We start from the raw sequence: 20,375 nt of genomic DNA on the forward strand, positions 1-20,375 counted from the left end.
TGTCAGGGGTGGCCGGTGGTTACCTGGCCGGAACGTCTGATCAGTTTCCCCACTTTGGTTCGCCTACTTCCCAAGGCATGTCGCCGAGGATTTACAGTCATTTCTGACTGCCAACCTCTCGTCGTCAGTACTTGAGCCGGATGGATCGTTGCCAGCATGGACGTTCGGGCGCGAACTTTAGGGCCATGGGGGCTCTAGATCAATCAAAAATTGCCGCTTTGGAGCATCCCTTTGTCGCATCGCCAGTTGACTGTTTTGGATATGCAACAGGCCGCCCCAAAATACCGCACGAAGCCTGCAAGCCCCACTCGCCCGGTAGCCGCCGCTTGACCTGCGATTGCCGCTATAATCGCCGCCTTTTTTGACAGACCGACTATTCGTCGACGGGTTCCTTCTCCATGAGCATTCAGGCTGCCGAAGTCGCGAAGCGCCGCACCTTCGCCATCATTTCCCACCCCGACGCGGGTAAGACCACCATCACCGAGAAGCTGCTGCTGATGGGCAAGGCGATTGCCGTCGCCGGCACGGTGAAGTCGCGCAAGTCCGACCGCCACGCCACCTCCGACTGGATGGAGATGGAAAAGCAGCGTGGTATCTCCATTACCACCTCGGTGATGCAGTTCCCTTATCGCGAGCACATGATCAATCTGCTCGACACCCCCGGCCACGAAGACTTCTCGGAAGACACCTACCGCACCCTGACCGCGGTGGACTCCGCGCTGATGGTGCTGGACGGCGGCAAGGGCGTCGAACCGCGCACCATCGCCCTGATGGACGTGTGCCGCCTGCGCGACACGCCCATCGTCAGCTTCATCAACAAGCTGGACCGTGACATCCGCGACCCTATCGAACTGCTCGATGAGATCGAAGCGGTACTGAAGATCAAGGCCGCCCCCATCACCTGGCCGATCGGCTGCTACAAGGACTTCAAGGGCGTATACCACCTCGCCGAAGACAAGGTGATCGTCTACACCCCCGGCCACGGCCACGAACGCACCGAGATCAAGGTGATCGAGAAGCTCGACTCGGATGAAGCCCGCGCCCACCTGGGCGACCTCTACGACGACTTCGTCGAGCAACTGGAACTGGTGCAGGGCGCCTGCCACGAGTTCAACAAGGACGAGTTCCTCAAGGGCCACATGACCCCGGTATTCTTTGGTACCGCGCTGGGCAACTTCGGCGTCGACCAGGTCCTGGACTGCATCGTCGACTGGGCGCCGCAGCCGCTGTCACGCGCCACCCACGAGCGCCAGGTGGAGCCCACCGAGGAGAAGTTCTCCGGCTTCGTGTTCAAGATCCAGGCGAACATGGACCCCAAGCATCGCGACCGCATCGCCTTCATGCGCATCTGCTCGGGCAAGTACGAAAAGGGCATGAAGATGCGCCACGTGCGCCTGGGCAAGGACGTGAAGATCGCCGACGCCCTGACCTTCTTCTCCTCCGAGCGTGAGCAGCTGGAAGAGGCCTTTGCCGGCGACATCATCGGCCTGCACAACCATGGCACCATCCAGATCGGTGACACCTTCACCGAAGGCGAGGTGCTGGGCTTTACCGGTATCCCGCACTTCGCTCCGGAACTGTTCCGCCGCGTGCGCCTGAAGGACCCGCTGAAATCCAAGCAGCTGCGCCAGGGTCTGCAGGAGCTGGCCGAGGAAGGCGCCACCCAGGTGTTCTTCCCGCAGCGCAACAACGACATCATCCTCGGTGCCGTGGGTGTGCTGCAGTTCGACGTGGTGGCCAGCCGCCTGAAGGAGGAATACAAGGTCGAATGCGCCTACGAGGCGATCAACGTCTGGTCTGCACGCTGGATCGAATGTGCTGACAAGAAGAAGCTCAACGAATTCTCCGACAAGGCGATGGAAAACCTCGCGGTGGATGGGGGCGGCCACCTCACCTACCTGGCGCCCACCCGCGTCAACCTCAGCCTGATGGAAGAGCGCTGGCCGGACATCAAGTTCCGCGCCACCCGCGAGCACCACTGATCAGCGCTCCGTAGGAGCGAGCTTGCTCGCGAACATTCACCGTTCACCAGCAAGCTGGCTCCTACAACCCCGCCTTCGCGCCGCCTTCATTCCGCGAAATATCCCCGATCCGTTCAGGTTTTCTCGTCCCACCGGCGCGGGGTCGGTGATTGGTTTGTGCGCGGGTCAGGCGGTACCATCCCGAACGGTGTAAGCCCCTTTTTGCCCGGCCTCGAAGGAAATCGCAGCTTGGACACCCCACGCGAGAGACAGCCCAGGACCAACCCCGAGGAGCGCCGCGAACACTTGGTGCGCGCCACCCTGAAGTGCCTGGTCGCCGAAGGCCACGCGGGGATTTCGGTGCGCCGAATCGCCAAGGAGGCGAACGTCGCAATCGGTCTGATCAACCACTACTTCGGCAGCATCGATGCCCTGGTGGCGCTGGCCTACGAGACCTTGGCCAACGAAGTGAGCCAGGCCCTCAAAGCGCAGATCGAGCAAGCAGGCGCCGACCCCGCAGCGCGCCTCGAAGCCTTCCTGGTCGGCTACTTCTCCCCGGTGACACTGGACCCTGACCTGCTCAGCCCCTGGGTGGTGTTCTGGAGCCTTATCCGTCACTCACCGCAGGTGAATGATGCCCACGAGCGCACCTACGGCAGCTCCCTGGGCCTGCTCGAGACGCTTTTGTCCGACCTCGCCAAAAAGGAAGGCTTCCACATCGCCAAGCCGCGCCTGGCCGCCATTGCGCTCTCGGCAATGCTCGACGGCCTATGGCTCGAGTGGTGCCTGAACCCCGACAACTTCAGCGCCGAAGAAGGCCTGGACATCTGCCGCCGCTGGGTCGACAGCCTGCGCCGCGGCGCCTATGCCTGAGCGCGCATAGCCGGACTTCAACTTGTAGGATGGGACGAGCGAAGCGATTCCCATCGATGGCGGATGCCACGACTGATGGGTATCGCAGGCTCAACCCATCCTACGGCTGTAGCCAGCGTGTTGGCGAACAGCGCACATTCTCGAGCAAGCTCGCTCCTACAGAATCGGAACGCCAGCGCCGTGAGGGCGCACCTCGGCCCCTTCGTCAGCTCGCCCGACGAAACATCGCTCGCCCCTCAGCCCGAGCGAAACCGGCCTCGATCATGAAGGTCAGGCAGATGTAGATCCCCGCCACCAGCAACAGCGGCTGGTAAATCTGGAACGTCTGCGCGCGCACCACGTTGGCAGCGCCCAGTAGATCGACCACGGCAACGGTCGACGCCAGCGCGGTGGACTTGAGCAGCATCACCGTTTCGCCTGCCAGGGTCGGCAGCAACAGACGGATCGCCCGGGGCAGCCAGACCCGCATCAGCACCAGCCGATGCCGCATGCCGAAGGCAGCCGCCGCCTCCAGTTCGCCCTTGGGCACGGATTTCATGCCGCCCCGGATCACCTCCCCGACGTAAGCGCCAACCGAAAGCACCAGGGCCAGGACGATGTACCAGAAACCATCGCGCAGGTAAGGCCAGAGGAAACTGCTGCGGATCAGCGGGAACTGCGCGAACAGGCTCCCTAAGCCGTAATAGAAGATGTAGATCTGGACCAGCAGCGGTGTGCCACGAATCACGCTGGTGTAAGCCAGGCTGACACCCGAGACCAGCGAATTGCGAGACATCCGAGCCAGCGCCACCAGCAAGGCCAGCGCGAAGCCCAGCACCGCTGAGATAAGCAGCATCAGCAACGTGGTGCCAAGGCCATCCAGAAGCAATTTGCCGTAGTCAAAAATCCAGGCTGCAGTCATGACAGTCACTCGCTCACACCGAAGGGGCCCAGCGACGGAAACGTCGCTCGAGCCAGCCGGAGAACAGGTTGGAGAGCAGGGTCAGCAGGTAGTAACAGGCTGCTGCGGTGAGGTAGAAGGTCAGGTACTCGCGGGTGGAGCCTGCCGCCTGCTTGGCGGTGAACAGCAGCTCGCTGGTGCCGACCACGCTGATCAGCGCGCTGTCCTTGATCAGGTTGATCCAGAGGTTGGCCATGCCTGCCAGGGCATTGGGCGCCATGATCGGCAGGGTGACGCGCTGGAACAGCCCGAGCCCGCTCATGCCGAAGGCGCGGGCCGCCTCGATCTGACCAAAGGGGATGGCCTGGATAGCGCCGCGGAAAATCTCCGAGGCATAGGCGCCCTGCACCAGGCCAAGAACCACGATGGCGACCAGGGTGCCGTTGAGCTTGAGCTCACCGAACCCCAGCCAGGCGAACAGTTTGTTGAGGCCCATGGAGCCGGCGTAGAACAGCACCAGGATCAGCAACAGCTCGGGCACCGCACGGCAGATCGTGGTGTAGCCACGCATGACCTGGACCAGCGGGCGTGGCCCATTCAGCTTGGCGACTGCAACACAAAGCCCAATCAGGATGCCGACCAGGAAGGCGCCAACGGAAATTTGCAGGGTTACCAACAACCCTTTGAGCAGCGCCGGCCCCCAGCCTTGGGAGCCGAAGCCGACGAGATCGAAATAAGACTGCATCGCAGAACCTCAGCGCGAAGCGGGAAGACGCCATTCCGACTCAGCCGGAATGGCGGGCGATGTTAGCGACCAAGGTCGCTCCTACGCGGCAACGCCGGTTGCGCTCGTAGGAGCCATCTTGCTGGCGAATGGCTCCGGCAATCACTGTTTCGGCGCAACGCTGACGTCGAAATACTTGGCGGAGATGGTCTTGTAGTCCTCGCTGGCCAGCAGCTTGCCGATGGCATCGTCGAGCTTGGCCTTCAGCGCCTGGTCTTCCTTGCGCAGCCCCGCTCCCATACCTCGGCCGAAGATCGGGTCGTGGGGAACCTCGCCAACGATCTCGATCCCGGCAGCCTGGGCGTCCGCCGACTTGACGAAGGTGGTCACGGCAAGGCCATCGGCCAGCATCACGTCGATGCGCCCAGCCACCAGGTCGGCATTCACCGAATCCTGGGTGTCGTAGTAGCGCACGTCGGCAATGCCCTCGTAGTGCTTCTTCAGGTAGTTGGCGTTGTTGGTGGCGATCTGCACACCCACGGCCTTGCCCTTGAGCGCCCCAGGGCTGAGGCTGAAATTCAATGCCTTGGGCGCGACGATCACGGCTGGCGAGTCGTAATAGGCACGACTGAAGGAAATCTGCTTCTCGCGCTCCTCGGTGATCGACATTGAGTTGAAGATCACGTCGACCTTCTTCGCCAGCAGCGCCGGAATGATGCCGTCCCAGGCCACCTCTTCGATTTCGCACTGCGCCTGCATGTCAGCGCAGAGCTTGCGAATCAGGTCCGGCTCGAAGCCGACCCACTGGCCGTCCGGCTGCTTGACCGAGAACGGCGGATAGGGCTCGGCCGCCATCGCGAACTTGAGTGTTTCCGCCTGCGCTCCCGCTGCGCCGGCCATGAGCATTACCGCACCTGCCATCCAACCTGCCAGTCCAGACTTCTTCATCGTGATCCCCTGCCCTGCTTGGTTTTTGTTGTGGTTCGAGCTTGTCGAGGCGGCCGCGTCTGGCGGCCACGGTCATCGATTCTGGTGAGCGTTGACGAACTGCCGGCAGCGCTCGCTGCGCGGCCGGAGGAATACCTCCTGCGGAGGGCCTTCTTCTTCGATCCTGCCCTGGTGCAGGAAGGCCACGTGAGTCGAAACATCCCGAGCGAAGGCCATTTCGTGGGTGACCAGGATCATGGTGCGACCTTCCTCGGCCAGCGACCGGATCACCCGCAGCACCTCGCCCACCAGTTCCGGGTCGAGTGCCGAAGTCGGCTCGTCGAACAGCATGACCTTCGGCTCCACCGCCAGGGCACGCGCAATGGCCACGCGCTGCTGCTGGCCTCCGGAAAGGAAGGACGGATACTCGTGACGCTTGGCCGCCAGGCCGACGCGATCCAGCAAAGCCTCGGCACGCTCCGTAGCCTCGGCACGGCTTTCGCGCAGAACCTGGACCGGCGCCTCGATGAGGTTTTCCAGCACGGTACGGTGAGGCCAGAGATTGAAGCCCTGGAACACCATGCCAAGCCGCGAGCGGATACGCGTCAGCTGCTTCTGGTCGGCCACCACCGGCTCGCCAAGACGGTTGCGGCTGAGTTCGATGCGCTCGCCATCGACCTTCACCGAGCCCTCGTTGGGGATTTCCAGCATGTTGATACAGCGCAGCAGTGTGCTCTTGCCGGAGCCGCTGGCGCCGATCAGCGAGACGATGCTGCCTTCGTGCGCCGTCAACGACACACCCTTGAGCACCTCGAACTGGCCGAAGCGTTTGTGGATCGAATCCACCTCGATCATCTTCGGGCGCTCTGCCGGCGTCGGGATCGAAGTCGTCCGCACAGAAGCGGCCAAGGCCGGGCGAGGTTCCAGGCCGGCGGCGAAGCGCCGGATGCGCGCACAGGCCTCGGCCAGCTGCTCTTCACCCAGGGTGAAGGACAGCCGTACGAAGCCCTCCGCTGCCGGGCCGAAGGCGGCGGCGTCGAGCACGGAAACACCGGTTTCACGGAACAGGCGCCAGGCGAAATCCAGCGAGCTGAAGCCAGTCTCGCGCACATCCAGCAGGACAAACATGCCGGCCTCTGGGGCCAGGACCTTGAGCGGCGTGCAGCCCGACAGGGCATCCACCACCAGGTCGCGCCGGCGCCGATAGATGTCGCGCATGCCCTGCGTGACATCGTCGTAGGCCAGTACGGCGGCCAGCGCCGCTTCCTGCACGAAACCAGGCAGCCCGTAGAGCATGTTCAGCGCCAGGTTCTCGATGTGCGCAACCAGTTGAGGCTGAGCAATCACCCAGCCGGCGCGCCAGCCGGTCATCGCGTGGGATTTGGACAGGCTGCCGATGCTGACGGTGCGTTCACGCATGCCCGGCAAGGTGGCAATCGAGCAGTGAGGCTTCTCGAAGCAGAGGCTTTCGTACACCTCATCCGCCACCACCCAGAGATCGTGTTCCTGCGCCAGCGCGGCGATGCCTTCGAGCTCGGCAGCGCTGAGCACGGCACCGGTCGGGTTGTTCGGATTGGCGAAGAAGATGGCGCGGGTGCGCTCATTGATCGCGGCCTTCAGGGCGGCAATATCCGGGCGGAAACCACCTTCGGCAGGACAAGGCACCCTGACCAGGGTCGCGCCGGTGGTCTTGAGCGTAGCCTCATAGGTCACGTAGACGGGATCGAAGACGATGACCTCGTCTCCGGCCTCCAGCAGGCACATGGCAGCGGCGAACAAGCCGTTCTGCGCCCCGGCGACCACGATCACATTCTCGGCGGCAACCACCTGCCCGAAGCGCCGGCCGTGCAGGTCGGCGATGGCCTGGCGCAGTTCCGGCCGACCAGCCACGTCGCAGTAATGGGTATCCCCGGAACGCAGCGCATCGACGGCAGCGTCGGTGATGAATTCGGGCGTGGCGAAATCGGGGTCGCCGATGCTGAGGACGATCACATCCTCACCGGCACGCTGGGCCTCGATGGCCGCGTAATGAATGTCCCAGGCGGCTGTGCCTGGCCCTGCCATCCGGTCTACAAGCGAAGCGAAACGCATGTGCTGGCCCCATTGAAAATGGTGGATTCCGGACCGCTTGGTGGATCGGCGAACCGGCAAGTGGCCCAACATTAGCCCAGCATGAACGAGTGTTCAATAGCGATTTGCGACGTTTCCACGGATGAGCTCCAGTGGCCTGTTTGCTGAGTCCGTCAATCCAAATCCGAGCGAGCAAGCGTGGGTCTCCCCTCCTCCCTTCGGGAGAAGGGTTGGGGTGAGGGAGGCCGAAATCAGCCCTGTATGCCCCATCGCCAGGCGCCGGGTATATGCTGCTAGGCCCGCCCTGACTGAACAGGCTGCCATGCTGATCGATACCCACAACCACCTGGATTTCCCGGAGTTCGACGCGGATCGCAACGACGTGCTGGCGCGCTGCCGAGCCCTCGGCGTGGAGCGTCAGGTGCTGCTGGGGGTGTTCGAAGGGAATTGGCAGCGTGTATGGAATATGGCGCTCGCCGAGGAGGGACTCCATGCCGCATTCGGCCTGCATCCGGTTTATCTGGCACAACACCAGCCGGCTCACCTCGATGCCTTGCGCCAGAGATTGGAGGCGCACATCGGCCATCCAAAGCTCTGCGCCGTGGGCGAAATCGGGCTCGACTACTTCATTCCTGAACTGGACCGCGCAGCGCAGCAGGACTTGTTCGAAAACCAACTGCAAATGGCCGCGGACTTCGAACTGCCAGCCCTGCTCCACGTTCGCCGGAGCCACGCAGCAGTGATTGCCACGCTGAAACGCTTCCGCCTGAAACGCGCCGGGATCGTCCACGCTTTTGCCGGCAGCGTCGAAGACGCCAAGGAATACCTCAAGCTCGGCTTCCACCTGGGCCTGGGTGGTGCCCCGACCTGGCCACAAGCCAACCGCCTGCGCAAAGTGGTGGCGCAACTGCCGCTGGACGCCATCGTGCTGGAGACCGACTCACCCGACATGGCTCCCGCCATGCATCCTTACGGGCGCAACAGCCCTGAGTTCCTGCCGGATATCTGCGCAGCATTGGCCGACATCCGAGGCGTCACGCCCGAGGAGCTGGCCACCGCCAGCAGCCGCAATGCCTGCGCGGTATTTGGCTGGTAATCCACAACATGGACCAATCCAGGAGCGAAGCGTAGTCCACGCTTCACCGAGCGCCCGGTCCGGGGACGGGCCTTGCTTGCAGGAGCCAGCCTGCTGGCGAATACGAGCTCACATTCGCGAGCAAGCTCGCTCCTACAGGCTCAATCTACGCACTGATCAGACCCTGAACGCTCCAATCAGCTGCTTGAGCTGCGCCACCTGCTCGGACAGCTGGCGGCTGGCCTGCTCGGTCTGGTTCGCACCCTGGGCAGTGCGTTCGCCAGCGTGGTTGATCTCGACGATGTTCTGATCGATGTCATGGGCCACGGCAGTCTGCTGTTCGGCAGCCGCGGCGATCTGCTGGTTCTGATCGACGATCATGCCCACCGAGCCGAGGATGTTCTCCAGGGCCTGCTGCACCTTGCCCGACTGGCTGACGGTGCCATCAGCCATCTGGTGGCTGACGCTCATGGCTTTCACCGCTGCGCCCACGCCGCCTTGCAGCTTGTCGATCATCTGCTCGATTTCCTCGGTGGACTGCTGGGTACGCTTAGCCAGGGTCCGCACCTCATCGGCAACCACCGCAAAACCGCGTCCCTGCTCGCCCGCACGCGCAGCCTCAATGGCAGCGTTGAGTGCCAGCAGGTTGGTCTGCTCGGCGATGCCCTTGATGACCTCAAGTACCCGGCTGATGGAGGCGCTGTCGGCGGCCAGCTGATTGATTACCGCCACCGACTGGTCGATCTCGCTGGCGAGACGCTCGATGCTGCCGACCTGGGACGCCACCAGGGCACGGCCGCTAACCGTCTCCTGATTCACGCTTTGTGCGCTGTCCACTGCGGCAGCCGCGCTGCGTGCCACCTCCTGGGCGGTAGCGGACATCTCGTTCATTGCCGTAGCGACCTGTTCGATCTGGCTGCGCTGACCGGCAACGGCCTGGTTGCTTTCGCCGGAAACGGTCTCGACTCGGCCCGCCTGGCGTTCGACCTCGACCACGGTATGGCCGACCAGCTCGATCAGGTCATGGATCTTCGCCACCGTGCCGTTGAATACCTGGCCCAGCTCACCCAACTCGTCCCGGCTATCGGCCTTGAAGCTGACCGTCATGTCACCGGACGCGACCTGGTCCATGACCTTGCCAAGGCTCTTCAAGGTGGCCCGGGTGGAAACATAGAAACCGCTGTAGAGATAACCAATGGCAAGGAACACCACCACCAGCGCCACCACCAGCAGGCCGGTCTGGGTACGCTTGCCGGCCAGGCGGTCCTCCAGCTCCATTTTCAGGAATACCAGGGAGGCATCGTTGAGCTGGTAGGTTTTCTCCAGAGCCGCGCTGACCTGGTCGTAGAACTGTGGCCAGGGCATGCTCAGGGTGTCGGCCATGATGACCTTCTCCTCGAACAGCGATGCACTCTGCTTGATGGTGTCGCGGCTGGCAGCGCTCAGCGCATCCAGCGCCTGGTGAGCACGCGGGCTCCCCGACAACGCATCGGCGATCTTCAGGCCGTACTCGGCATTGAGCTTGTCCAGATCCAGGAGCAGTTCATCCAGTTGGGTACTGGCCGCAGAGTTGAGGAAGCCCTGGCCCAGCGAGTAGGAGCCGGTGGCGCGCCCCTTGCCCAAGGCCCGGCTCACGACCGGGGTGACGGAGGTGACCAGTTCGGTGACCTGCCGCACATCGGCCTGGTCATCCTGGCTGAGCCCGGCCTGGGTCGCGACGATCTTGATGAAGACCTGGGCGCCGCCAAGCAGTTTCTCGATCATCGCGCTCTTGCTTTGCAAGGACGTTTCGCTCCTGGCGGCCTGCAACGCAGTCAGCATCTCATCACGCTTGGTGGTGAAGGCTTCGATCTGCGCAGGGTCAAGAGTCACCGGTTCCAGCGCTTTCAGGTCCGCCGCCAGTTGCTGCTCCAGGCCGGCGATACGCTTGTCCAGATCACCAGCCTGGCCGGACTGACCGATCATGGCGTTGATCTGCACCTGGTCGCTGAGGCTTTCGAGATCGCGCCGCACCTTGAGGCTGGCCCCCAGCAGATCGAGGCTCTCCAACTCGGCGCGGGTGCTGACGTACTGGCGGTAGGAATCGCGCACCAGATAGAAGTTGGTGATCAGCATCGGCAGGAAAAACAGAACACTGATCAGACTGAACTTCATGCCGAAGCTGAGGCGATTCATCAGCGCGATGGCAGGATACAACAGAGTCTTCACACGACGTCTCCCGTTCTCGTTTCTTGTTATGGGCGTCCACTGCATCGCAGAAACGCGGCCGGCCTGCATCTGTGGCAGGTCACGACTCCGCGCGACTCCTAAGCCAGCTCTCGTTCTTTTGTGAACCGCTTCAGAAAATTCGTGCAGATTTCGGACTCCTGTGTACCCGATATCGACCAGAGTTTCTGTAACTAAAGGTTAAGCAGGAAGGACCCGCCCAACGGTAGCGATCAACCGTCGGGCGAGCGAAGGAAGTGGGTATTCAGAACACCAGGGCCCAGAGGGCGAAGCCTGCATACCAGAGGACGGCCGCCCGAACCACCAACTGCCACAGGGCATCCAGGGTTGCCACACCGGCCTCGCCATCGTCGGTTGCAGGCACCTCGGCCGCAGCGCGACCGGCAAGATCGATGTAGCTGCGCGCCGAGATTTCCCAGCTGAGCAGCTCATGCAGCAGGACGCGGCTGACGGCAACGAAGTTGCCCACCAGGGAAAAGCTCGCGGTCAGGACCCGCACCGGCACCCAGTCGAAGGCATGGCGAACCTGTTCGGCGCGCTCACGCAGGGCCGGCAGGCTGGCATGTTCGACGGTCAGCGCGAGCAGTCGATACGCCAACGCAGCCACAGGGCCGAGCAAGGCATACCAGAAAATCACCGCGAAAAAGCCCTGGTACGCCTGCCAGAGCTGATAGCCCTGCACCTGCTGCAGCAGGTCATCCCCCGCATCGGCTTCCAGGCCCAGGTCACGCTCGGCTACGTGATAAGCGCCCTGGGTATCGCCACGCCGCCAGGCGTCGCGGAACGGCCCGAGGTCGGCCAGCACGTCACCGCGCCCGAGGCTGTAGATGATCACCAGGATATGCACCGGTAGCGCCAACCAGCCGTAGGCCAGCGGCTCCAGCGCCGCCAACAACAGCGCCAGCAAAACCAGCGGCAGCACCACCAACAACCCCATCAGCGCCCAGGGCCGTTGCGCCAGTTTCGGATTGGCTTCGGCCTTGGCCAGTTCGCGCCGCCAGGCGCCGTCCTGCTGGATATGTCGACGCCAGGCAGAGAACTTCTCGATCCACAGCACCAGCAAGAGCACCAGAAAACTCATGGGTAAAACTCCTTATTGCTCGAGGGCGGTCCGCAGTCGCCCCCAGTCGAATGCAGGCCCCGGATCGGTCTTGCGACCGGGCGCGATGTCACTGTGGCCACAGATACGCTCCGGGGTAATGGCCGGATAGCCGCGCCGCAGCTGGGCCACCAGAGCAATGAGCGAAGCATACTGGGTCTCTGTGAAAGGGAGTTCGTCCGTCCCTTCAAGTTCGATACCCAGGGAAAAATCGTTGCAGTTCTTGCGGCCGGCGAATCGCGACAGCCCGGCATGCCAGGCCCGATCGTTACAGGACACGAACTGCGTGACCGCGCCATTGCGCTCGATCAGAAAATGTGCGGAAACAGTAAGCCCGCTGATGCCGGCGAAGTACGGATGCTCATTGGCGTCCAGGGCGTTCTGGAAGAACGCCTGGACCTTGCCGGTGCCGAACTGGCCCGGCGGAAGGCTGATGTTGTGAATCACCAGCAAGGAAACCTCACCCAGCGGACGCTGGTTGAAGTTGGGTGAAGGACAGTGACTGATGCCCTGGCACCAGCCGCTTGCGAGATCCAACTGCATATTGGCTCCTTGAACTGCTACTCACTTTAGGCGCAGTGGAGCCATTTTAGCGAGGGCTCCGGCCGTAGCGAGCCCGAACTCAGGCCATTATCCAGGAATGAACCAAGCAGCAGGCTGCATTCGCGTGGGCGCAAATGCATTCGCCATGCCCTTGTAGGAGCCAGCTGGCGAACACGGGGGGATGTTCGCGAGCAAGCTCGCTCCTACAGGGTGGCTACGGGGCGGCTTTTTTTGTGTAGGAGCCAGCTTGCTGGCGAAAACGGCGCCCCATTCGCGAGCAAGAACTCGCCCCCCTCGCCCCTACAGCGTGGCGGTGTCTCCGGTGGCGGTAATGTTGTGCTTCTGTAGGAGCCAGCTTGCTGGCGAACGCGGGGGATCTTCGCGAGCAAGCTCGCTCCTACAGGGTGGCTGCGGGGCGGCGTTTTTTTGTGTAGGAGCCTGCTTGCTGGCGAAAACGGCGCCCCATTCGCGAGCAAGAACTCGGCCCCCTCACCCCTACGGCGTGGCAGTGTCTCCGGTGGCGGTAATGTTGTGCTTCTGTAGGAGCCAGCTTGCTGGCGAACGCGGGGGATCTTCGCGAGCAAGCTCGCTCCTGCAGGGTGGCTGCGGGGCGGCGTTTTTTGTGTAGGAGCCAGCTTGCTGGCGAAAACGGCGCCCCATTCGCGAGCAAGAACTCGCCCCCCTCGCCCCTACAGCGTGGCGGTGTCTCCGGTGGCGGTAATGTTGTGCTTCTGTAGGAGCCAGCTTGCTGGCGAACGCGGGGGATCTTAGCGAGCAAGCTCGCTCCTACAGGGTGGCTGCGGGGCGGCGTTTTTTGTGTAGGAGCCAGCTTGCTGGCGAAGGCGAGGTCATGCTCGCGATAGCCAGGTCACATCCCAGAGGGAATAGTCCCCGATGTTTTTCACCAGGCCCGCTCGCAGTGGATTGGCGACGATATATCGAGCCATGGACTTCACGTCCGCCTCGTTTCTGACGGCATGGTCGTGATAGCCCCTTTGCCAAACCGCGCCAGTGTGGTTGTTCAACCAGTTCAATGCGATGGCGGTGCGTGATTTCAACCGCTGAACGTATCGCCCCAACTCGCCGGACTCCAGCTTTACCAGCCAGTGCAGGTGATCGGGCATCAAGACCCACGCCAACGTACTAATGCCGGTTCTCCCTGCCATTGCATGTATTTCCCGGGCGACCAGGCAAGCCGCTGGCCATTGTGCAAATAGGGGCGCCCGGTCGCGGGTGACGGTCGTCAGCAGGTAGATCCTTCCCGGTTCGGAAACACGCCCTTTGCGGAGGTTTCGTCCTTGAAAGCGCATCGGTGGCATGCCTTTGTTTTGAAAAGGCAGAATGGTTGCCCTCCAGGTAGCGCGGGGCAAGGCAAGGGCATGTAGGTGTGGGCTGGTTATTGTTCGGTTTGGTCTGTTCGCGAGCAAGCTCGCTCCTACAGACCGGCTGCAGGGCGGCGGTTTTTGTGTAGGAGCCAGCTTGCTGGCGAAAGCGGGGGATGTTCGCGAGCAAGCTCGCTCCTACAGGGTGGCTGCGGGACGGTGGTTTTTGTGTAGGAGCCAGCTTGCTGGCGAAAGCGGTGCCCCATTCGCGAGCAAGCTCACTCCTACAAGAATTTCCGGCCCCTCAAGCCCCTTTCAAGCGCCGCAAGTTACCAATCACCGACTCCAGCGCACGATCGAACAGCAGGGCATCATCCAGCAGGTGAACCGTCTTGCTGCGGAACTCCACCGCCAGACTCGTGCGCGTCTTCTCCAGCACCTTCATCCCCGTGCGATTGACGAAGATGAACTTGCCGCTCGGTCGGATGATCGCCGCCAGCTTGCAGCGAAGCTTGTGCTCGTCGTCTTCCTGGAACTCGACCCAACTGCCGACCCTCAGGTTATCGACGAAGCCCAGCGCCTCGTCGTCAACCACCACCACAGGCTCTGGATCAAGCGCCGGGGCTTCCCTCGGCGTTAGCAGGACAATTTCCTCAACCACGGCGACCATTGGCGCAGCGCTGCCAGGATCGAGCAACGGCCGCCCCACCGGACCGTCCAACGAAGACGCGGGTTCCGAACGCTTGAAGCGCTGGAAGGTCTGGACATGCAGGGACTCCAGCTGACTGAAAAACTCGCTGGTGGAGAACGGGTCGAAGGCAGCGCTCGCCAACCCCTCGCGCAGAGACTTCAGCAGGCCAGGCACCAGGCCCAGCATCCGCGAGCGATCTTCCGGGGCCTCGTGAGGCTCCACGCTCCAGATCAGCTCATCCATGGTCTGCAGGGCGGCGTGCCACTCATCCGACTCCACACCGTGCTTCAGGCAGGCGAGCAGCATCACTTTGCTCCAGGCCTCGCGCAGCAGGCGCACCACCACCTCCGGCAGCGTACGGCCCAGCAGGCGCTGGTTCAGGGCGCCCTCCACCTGCTTGCGGGCCAGTTCAGCCTTGGCGCGCCCTTCTTCAGCATCGCGGGTGCGTTGCTCCAGCAATTCGCTGCGGCGACGCTCGTCACCGGTATAGGCGATGAACTCGGCCAACAGGTCGGAAAAAATCACCGGATCATCGTCGAAGTCGTTCAGCAAGCGCTGCACGACCTGTTCGATGCGCTGATAGAGACTGTCGCGCTGGGCATCGTCGCGATCCCCGCAGCCAAGCGCAGCGGAGGCGATTTCGTTCAGCAACCGACGCGCCGGATGGCTGCCCCGGCTGAAAAACGTCTTGTCCAGCAGCGCGACCTTTAGCATCGGGATCTGCATGCGGCCGATGAGCGCCTTGAAAGCGTCCGGCAGCGTGCGGTCATCGAGGATGAACTCGAACAGCATGGAAACCACGTTGATGACATCGTCATCCACCTGGCCAATCACCCGCGTCCGCCCGCTCCGCTCACTGGCACGGGCCAGCACCTGATCGAGGCTGATGCGCAGGTCGGAACTGCCCTCAACCTGCTGAGGCAGGCGCTGCTGCAGATTAGAAAGCAGGCGCAGTAGGTCAGGGTTGCTGATAGGCACCGCATCGGCCGGCAGCTCGCGCCGCGGCAGCGCAGTGCCCCGTGCCTGGGACAAAAGCTGCTGGAGGACACCGAACACCTCCTGAACGCTGTCCTCCACCGAACCGACAGCGCCAACCGGCGGCTCGGCGGGGGCTGCCTGCCGCGTGGGGTTGGCGTGCTCCTGCTGGCGCCGCGCCGGCGCGGACTTGAGTTCCGGCAGCACGCCCGCGGCCACCAGTAACTGGTTCGCTTCGGCGTACATCTGCTCCAACTCGCTGAGCACGTACTTCTCGAACAACTTGAGGACGATCAGCTTGACCTTGATCTCCACACCCAGGCTGCGGCAGGCATCGAGAAACGCCTCGCACAGCAGGCGCGGGCCCAGGGGGTTGGTCTTGTCCTCGATCTTCTTGCTGACCAGCACATTAAGACGGGCGGTCAGATGGCCTATGGCAACCGCATCACGGCTCATCACCCTGGCGACCATGGCATCCTGCGCCACGGTCTCTTCCAGTTCATCGTTCTGCACCAGCGCGAGACCGTCGAACGACAACGCATCCAGCTGCGGAGCCCTGCCGATATCGTATTGGCCGAGTGCGGAGAAAGACTCGGAAACCTTGTACAGAAAGGCACGCTCGATGCTCTTGCGCTTCAAGCGCATGTCCCGCATCGCCTCGAAGAACGCGTTCTGCTCAACGTTGCTGGTCGACCGGTCGGCCATCTCGAAGAGGGTATCGTCCGCGTTGTCGAACAGCTCTTGAAGCGCTTGCTTCAAGCGCAGAGCCATTTTGTCGCGCACCTGGATCAAGGCCACGGGCAGCCTGCCTACCGGTGAAATTGGCGATGGCTCGGCGGCATCCTTGGTTAAAGGCACCACCTTCGCGTCGGTGTGCATCACGTGCCTCCCACAGGCCGCCCGCCCACGCAGGGCAGGCAGGTCCGAACGTCGATCAACGGGGAGTCATCCATAACGTCAAGTGTCTGGCGTCAAAATATGAGAATTCAGACTCATTATAGGGACGAAGCCATGACAACCAAGCGACGTTTTCCTTCAGACATGACTCAGATCACAGATAATAAACCCCACCGCCATTCCAGACACCGCCCCCGCCCCAACCCCGTAGGAGCGAGGGGGACGCCGAGTTCTTGCTCGCGAACATCACCGCACTTTCGCCAGCAAGCTGGCTCCTACAAAGACACCCAATCACCGCCACCCCAGATACCGTCACCCCGTAGGAGCGAGGGGGACGCCAAGTTCTTGCTCGCGAACATCCCCCGCCTTCGCCAGCAAGCTGGCTCCTACGAAAACACCAGCCCACCACCCCGCTGACCGGAAAATCCACGTCGGATGGGCACCCAAGCGAGACATAGCCTTTATAATCGCCGCCAATCTGCCAGCGGAGCCCAACATGCCCAACCTCACCCTCGCCGACCTGACCGCCGAAATCGAGGCCAATGTTCGCTGCGCACTCAGCGAAGACATCGGCAGCGGCGACATCACCGCCCAACTCATTCCCGCCGACCGCCAGGCCCGCGCCACGGTCATCACACGCGAGGACGCCGTGATCAGCGGCACTGCCTGGGTCAATGAGGTGTTCCGCCAGATCGACCCAAGCGTGACAGTGGAATGGCTGGTCCAGGACGGCCAACACACGCCCGCCGACAAGGCGCTGTTCCACCTCCACGGCCCGGCCCGCGCCCTGCTCAGCGGCGAGCGCAGCGCACTGAACTTCCTCCAGTGCCTGTCGGGCGTGGCCACCCGCGTCAGCCAATACGTGGAATTGGTCAAGGGCACCCAGGTGAAACTGCTGGACACCCGCAAGACCCTGCCCGGCCTGCGCCTGGCGCAGAAATATGCCGTCACCTGCGGCGGCGGCCACAACCACCGCATTGGCCTCTACGATGCCTTCCTGATCAAGGAAAACCACATCGCCGCGTGCGGTGGCATCAAGGAAGCCATCGCTGCCGCCCACCAGATCGCCCCTGGCAAGCCGGTGGAAGTGGAAGTGGAAAGCCTCGATGAACTGAAACAGGCCCTGGACGCCGGCGCCGACATCATCATGCTCGATGAGCTCAGCCTCGAAGACATGCGCACCGCCGTGCAGCTCACCAACGGCCGCGCCAAACTCGAAGCCTCCGGTGGCATCAACGAAACCACCCTGCGCACCGTCGCCGAAACCGGCGTCGACTACATCTCCATCGGTACCCTGACGAAAGACGTCAAGGCCATCGACCTGTCGATGCGCCTCAGCCTCTGATCAAATCGCAGCCAACAAAAAGCCCCGTACCAGACGGGGCTTTTTGTTGGGATCGTGGTGCCGGTGAAAGGAATCGAACCCTCGACCTTCTCATTACGAATGAGCTGCTCTACCGACTGAGCTACACCGGCGCGGCGCTCAAGATAAACGCTGCGGACGCAGTTGAAAAGCGCCCAAGTGTGAAAAACGTCAGCTTGGGATTCGGCGCAAACGGATGGCGATCCACAGCGGCCAAAAGGCAAGCATAAAAAACGCGAAAGCCCCGCCGCGAGGGGCAGAGCTTTCGAGACAACCTGGTGATGGGTATCGCTTCGCTCAACCCATCCTACGCGCTATGTGAAACTCATCCCACACACTAATTGTGCCCTGCAGGATCTACACCCTGCTGACGGGAGAAGCGCAATATCCATTCCACGCATTAGTGCTTGCAGATGGTTGTCGGGCAGGTACCAGCAATGGCGAAGTTAACGGTCGAGTCGCCGGCCGCTGGCGCTGTCGGAGTCAAGGTGTAGGTATAGCCACCTGCAGCTGCAGTACCAGTTGCAACAATTACAGCAGTAGTAGCAGTGACGGTCAAAGAGGCAAGGTCATCGGTAGCCGCAGGCAAGGTAATACCCAACTCTCCCGCGGTATCGCAGGACGCAAGCGCCCCCGAGGTCTGCAAACATTCAGCCATCGCCGTTTTCACGGCCATGGTGGTAGTAACAACGTTACCCATTCGCGCCTTCACCGTGTAATCGCGGTATGCCGGAATAGCAACAGCAGCGAGAATGCCAATGATTGCGACAACGATCATCAATTCGATCAGCGTAAAACCTTTTTGAGCCTTCATATTTATCTCCTTGGATATGATAGGTCCATTGACCTGATCGGAGAAAAGCAGAAGGCGTGCCAACCTCAATAATGGCCAAATCTCAAGGCCTCGATTAGTCTTTGCTTAAGGTCCTATCCCACGAAAAAGCAACTAGTGCCCATTTTCGTCACTCCATATTCCGCGATTTGGCTGCCAAGACCAACTACGTTATAAGGCAGATCAAACCACACTGACAGACGCTCCCCATGACAGAGACAGCCCCCACCCTTTCTGGCCTGGCCAAACAATTGGTGCTGACCAACCTTCTGGATGAACGGAGCGCCCTACAAGCCCATACCCAAGCGCAGCGCAACAAGATTCCACTGATCAGCTACCTGGTGCAGAACAAATTGCTAAGGAGCCGTGACCTTGCGGAAATGGCAGCCGAACAGTTCGGCGTGGCATTTCTTGATCTGGGCAGCGTTGATAAAGATGCTCTGCCCAGAGATCTGGTCAGTGAAAAGCTGATTCGCCAGCACCGCGCCCTGCCTCTCTGGCGTCGCGGCAACAAACTGTTCGTGGGCATTTCCGATCCCACCAACCACCAAGCCGTCACTGATATCCAGTTCAGTACCGGGCTGAACACCGAAGCCATTTTGGTGGAAGACGATAAGCTCGGTGATGCCATCGAGAAATTCTTCGACAGTGCCACCAGCGGCATGGACGACCTCGGCGATGTCGATCTGGATGGTGTCGATGTCCAGGTGGTGGACGAGGACAAGAATGATGGGGCGGGTGGGGTCGATGCCGACGATGCTCCGGTAGTGCGTTTCGTCAACAAGATGCTGTTGGATGCCATTCGCAGCGGCTCGTCCGACCTGCACTTCGAACCCTATGAACGTATTTACCGCGTGCGCTTCCGCACTGACGGCATGCTACATGAAGTGGCCAAGCCGCCTGTGCAATTGGCGACACGTATCGCTGCACGCCTGAAAGTGATGGCCGCCCTAGATATCTCCGAGCGGCGCAAGCCCCAGGACGGGCGGATCAAGATGAAGATTTCCAAGACGAAATCCATCGACTTCCGTGTGAACACCCTACCGACCCTCTGGGGCGAGAAGATCGTGATGCGGATCCTCGACCCGACCAGCGCACAAATGGGTATCGATGCGCTGGGCTACGAGGCAGAGCAGAAAGAGCTTTACCTCGCGGCGCTGAAACAGCCCCAGGGGATGATCCTGGTCACCGGCCCCACGGGTTCGGGCAAAACGGTGTCGCTCTATACCGGCCTGAATATCCTCAATACCGTGGACATCAACATCTCCACCGCCGAAGACCCGGTGGAGATCAACCTGGAAGGCATCAACCAGGTCAACGTCAACCCCAAACAGGGCCTGGACTTCGCGCAGGCCCTGCGCTCGTTCCTGCGTCAGGACCCGGACGTGATCATGGTGGGCGAGATCCGCGATCTGGAAACCGCCGAGATCGCCATCAAGGCTGCGCAAACCGGCCACATGGTGCTCTCCACCCTGCACACCAACAGCGCTGCGGAAACCCTGACACGCCTGCGCAACATGGGCGTACCGGCCTTCAACATCGCCACCTCGGTGAACCTGATCATCGCCCAGCGTCTGGCACGCAAATTGTGTGTTCACTGCCGGAAGGAGTTGGACGTGCCCAAGGAGACCCTGCTCAAGGAGGGTTTCCCGGAAGACAGGATTGGCAGCTTCAAGCTCTATGGCCCGGTGGGGTGCGAGAATTGCAATCAGGGCTATAAGGGCCGAGTGGGGATTTATGAAGTGGTTAAAATCACGCCGGCCATGCAACATCTTATTATGGAAGAAGGAAACTCGATCCAGATTGCCCAGCAGGCACGCAAAGACGGCTTCAACGACCTGCGCACCTCCGGCCTGCTGAAGGCCATGAACGGCATTACCAGCCTCGAAGAAGTCAACCGCGTGACCAAGGATTAAC

Annotated in this window: 15 protein-coding genes, 1 tRNA gene and 1 pseudogene; 5 read left to right on the top strand and 12 right to left on the bottom strand. The window is 61.8% G+C overall.

The features are described 5' to 3' along the window. Positions 1-398: 398 nt before the first annotated feature. Positions 399-1,982: a peptide chain release factor 3 gene (locus OXH74_RS03795; RefSeq protein ID WP_215372924.1), complete on the top strand. Its 1,584-nt coding sequence runs from the start codon at positions 399-401 to the stop codon at positions 1,980-1,982. 228 nt (positions 1,983-2,210) lie between these two features. Further along, positions 2,211-2,834: a TetR/AcrR family transcriptional regulator gene (locus OXH74_RS03800; protein ID WP_375740134.1), complete on the top strand. Its 624-nt coding sequence runs from the start codon at positions 2,211-2,213 to the stop codon at positions 2,832-2,834. Between the two features lie 205 nt (positions 2,835-3,039). On the opposite strand, the gene OXH74_RS03805 is transcribed toward OXH74_RS03800, so the two are convergent. From OXH74_RS03805 to OXH74_RS03820, 4 genes are all read right to left on the bottom strand, one after another. Next, a complete protein-coding gene (locus OXH74_RS03805) occupies positions 3,040-3,735 on the bottom strand; it encodes an ABC transporter permease (RefSeq protein WP_215372926.1) in 696 nt (231 codons plus the stop codon). A gap of 13 nt (positions 3,736-3,748) precedes the next feature. After that, entirely contained in the window at positions 3,749-4,459 is a 711-nt protein-coding gene (locus OXH74_RS03810) for an ABC transporter permease (protein ID WP_215372927.1), read from the bottom strand. 141 nt (positions 4,460-4,600) lie between these two features. Beyond that, entirely contained in the window at positions 4,601-5,386 is a 786-nt protein-coding gene (locus OXH74_RS03815; protein ID WP_215372928.1) for a transporter substrate-binding domain-containing protein, read from the bottom strand. A 72-nt stretch (positions 5,387-5,458) separates the two neighbouring features. Further along, the gene (locus OXH74_RS03820; protein WP_375740135.1) at positions 5,459-7,456 is read right to left on the bottom strand and encodes an aminotransferase class I/II-fold pyridoxal phosphate-dependent enzyme; all 1,998 of its coding nucleotides are present in this window, start codon (positions 7,454-7,456) and stop codon (positions 5,459-5,461) included. Between the two features lie 301 nt (positions 7,457-7,757). Between OXH74_RS03820 and OXH74_RS03825 the strand changes: the two genes are divergently transcribed. Beyond that, complete coding sequence (locus OXH74_RS03825) at positions 7,758-8,531, top strand: TatD family hydrolase (RefSeq protein WP_375740136.1); 774 nt, start codon at positions 7,758-7,760, stop codon at positions 8,529-8,531. Positions 8,532-8,687: 156 nt separating this feature from the next. On the opposite strand, the gene OXH74_RS03830 is transcribed toward OXH74_RS03825, so the two are convergent. The 6 genes and pseudogenes from OXH74_RS03830 to OXH74_RS03855 form a co-directional block, all read right to left on the bottom strand. Continuing rightward, positions 8,688-9,401, bottom strand: a complete 714-nt coding sequence (locus OXH74_RS03830) for a methyl-accepting chemotaxis protein (RefSeq protein WP_375741555.1) — start codon at positions 9,399-9,401, stop codon at positions 8,688-8,690. 144 nt (positions 9,402-9,545) lie between these two features. Then, a pseudogene (locus OXH74_RS03835) lies at positions 9,546-10,787 on the bottom strand (HAMP domain-containing protein); the annotation flags it as partial. A 193-nt stretch (positions 10,788-10,980) separates the two neighbouring features. Next, positions 10,981-11,817, bottom strand: coding sequence for a regulatory signaling modulator protein AmpE (gene ampE, locus OXH74_RS03840; protein WP_215372932.1), 837 nt, complete (start codon positions 11,815-11,817; stop codon positions 10,981-10,983). 12 nt (positions 11,818-11,829) lie between these two features. Then, positions 11,830-12,378, bottom strand: a complete 549-nt coding sequence (gene ampD / locus OXH74_RS03845) for a 1,6-anhydro-N-acetylmuramyl-L-alanine amidase AmpD (protein WP_375740137.1) — start codon at positions 12,376-12,378, stop codon at positions 11,830-11,832. 848 nt (positions 12,379-13,226) lie between these two features. Continuing rightward, positions 13,227-13,688 carry a transposase gene (locus tag OXH74_RS03850; RefSeq protein ID WP_375740138.1) on the bottom strand — a complete coding sequence of 154 codons (462 nt, stop codon included), beginning with the start codon at positions 13,686-13,688 and terminating at the stop codon, positions 13,227-13,229. A gap of 316 nt (positions 13,689-14,004) precedes the next feature. After that, positions 14,005-16,245 (bottom strand): DUF1631 domain-containing protein, encoded by a 2,241-nt coding sequence (locus tag OXH74_RS03855; RefSeq protein ID WP_375740139.1) that lies wholly within the window; start codon positions 16,243-16,245, stop codon positions 14,005-14,007. A gap of 514 nt (positions 16,246-16,759) precedes the next feature. On the opposite strand from OXH74_RS03855, the gene nadC reads away from it, so the two are divergent. After that, on the top strand, positions 16,760-17,608 hold the full coding sequence (gene nadC / locus OXH74_RS03860) for a carboxylating nicotinate-nucleotide diphosphorylase (protein WP_375740140.1): 849 nt from the start codon (positions 16,760-16,762) through the stop codon (positions 17,606-17,608). 55 nt (positions 17,609-17,663) lie between these two features. Here the strand turns inward: nadC and OXH74_RS03865 are convergent. Beyond that, positions 17,664-17,739 (bottom strand) — tRNA-Thr (locus OXH74_RS03865). 287 nt (positions 17,740-18,026) lie between these two features. Next, a complete protein-coding gene (locus OXH74_RS03870; RefSeq protein WP_375740141.1) occupies positions 18,027-18,440 on the bottom strand; it encodes a prepilin-type N-terminal cleavage/methylation domain-containing protein in 414 nt (137 codons plus the stop codon). A gap of 227 nt (positions 18,441-18,667) precedes the next feature. Between OXH74_RS03870 and pilB the strand changes: the two genes are divergently transcribed. Then, a complete protein-coding gene (gene pilB / locus OXH74_RS03875; RefSeq protein ID WP_375740142.1) occupies positions 18,668-20,374 on the top strand; it encodes a type IV-A pilus assembly ATPase PilB in 1,707 nt (568 codons plus the stop codon). Position 20,375 lies beyond the last annotated feature (1 nt).

The organism is Metapseudomonas boanensis (assembly GCF_042232855.1).
Lineage (GTDB): Bacteria > Pseudomonadota > Gammaproteobacteria > Pseudomonadales > Pseudomonadaceae > Metapseudomonas > Metapseudomonas boanensis.

Bases quoted from the DNA above. Each gene is read 5' to 3' on its own strand.
- OXH74_RS03855 (WP_375740139.1), bottom strand. From the start codon at position 16,245: ATGCACACCGACGCGAAGGTGGTGCCTTTAACCAAGGATGCCGCCGAG.
- OXH74_RS03850 (WP_375740138.1), bottom strand. From the start codon at position 13,688: ATGCGCTTTCAAGGACGAAACCTCCGCAAAGGGCGTGTTTCCGAACCG.
- ampE (WP_215372932.1), bottom strand. From the start codon at position 11,817: ATGAGTTTTCTGGTGCTCTTGCTGGTGCTGTGGATCGAGAAGTTCTCT.
- OXH74_RS03810 (WP_215372927.1), bottom strand. From the start codon at position 4,459: ATGCAGTCTTATTTCGATCTCGTCGGCTTCGGCTCCCAAGGCTGGGGG.
- OXH74_RS03815 (WP_215372928.1), bottom strand. From the start codon at position 5,386: ATGAAGAAGTCTGGACTGGCAGGTTGGATGGCAGGTGCGGTAATGCTC.
- OXH74_RS03795 (WP_215372924.1), top strand. From the start codon at position 399: ATGAGCATTCAGGCTGCCGAAGTCGCGAAGCGCCGCACCTTCGCCATC.
- pilB (WP_375740142.1), top strand. From the start codon at position 18,668: ATGACAGAGACAGCCCCCACCCTTTCTGGCCTGGCCAAACAATTGGTG.
- OXH74_RS03830 (WP_375741555.1), bottom strand. From the start codon at position 9,401: ATGAACGAGATGTCCGCTACCGCCCAGGAGGTGGCACGCAGCGCGGCT.
- OXH74_RS03805 (WP_215372926.1), bottom strand. From the start codon at position 3,735: ATGACTGCAGCCTGGATTTTTGACTACGGCAAATTGCTTCTGGATGGC.
- OXH74_RS03870 (WP_375740141.1), bottom strand. From the start codon at position 18,440: ATGAAGGCTCAAAAAGGTTTTACGCTGATCGAATTGATGATCGTTGTC.
- OXH74_RS03825 (WP_375740136.1), top strand. From the start codon at position 7,758: ATGCTGATCGATACCCACAACCACCTGGATTTCCCGGAGTTCGACGCG.
- nadC (WP_375740140.1), top strand. From the start codon at position 16,760: ATGCCCAACCTCACCCTCGCCGACCTGACCGCCGAAATCGAGGCCAAT.
- OXH74_RS03820 (WP_375740135.1), bottom strand. From the start codon at position 7,456: ATGCGTTTCGCTTCGCTTGTAGACCGGATGGCAGGGCCAGGCACAGCC.
- ampD (WP_375740137.1), bottom strand. From the start codon at position 12,378: ATGCAGTTGGATCTCGCAAGCGGCTGGTGCCAGGGCATCAGTCACTGT.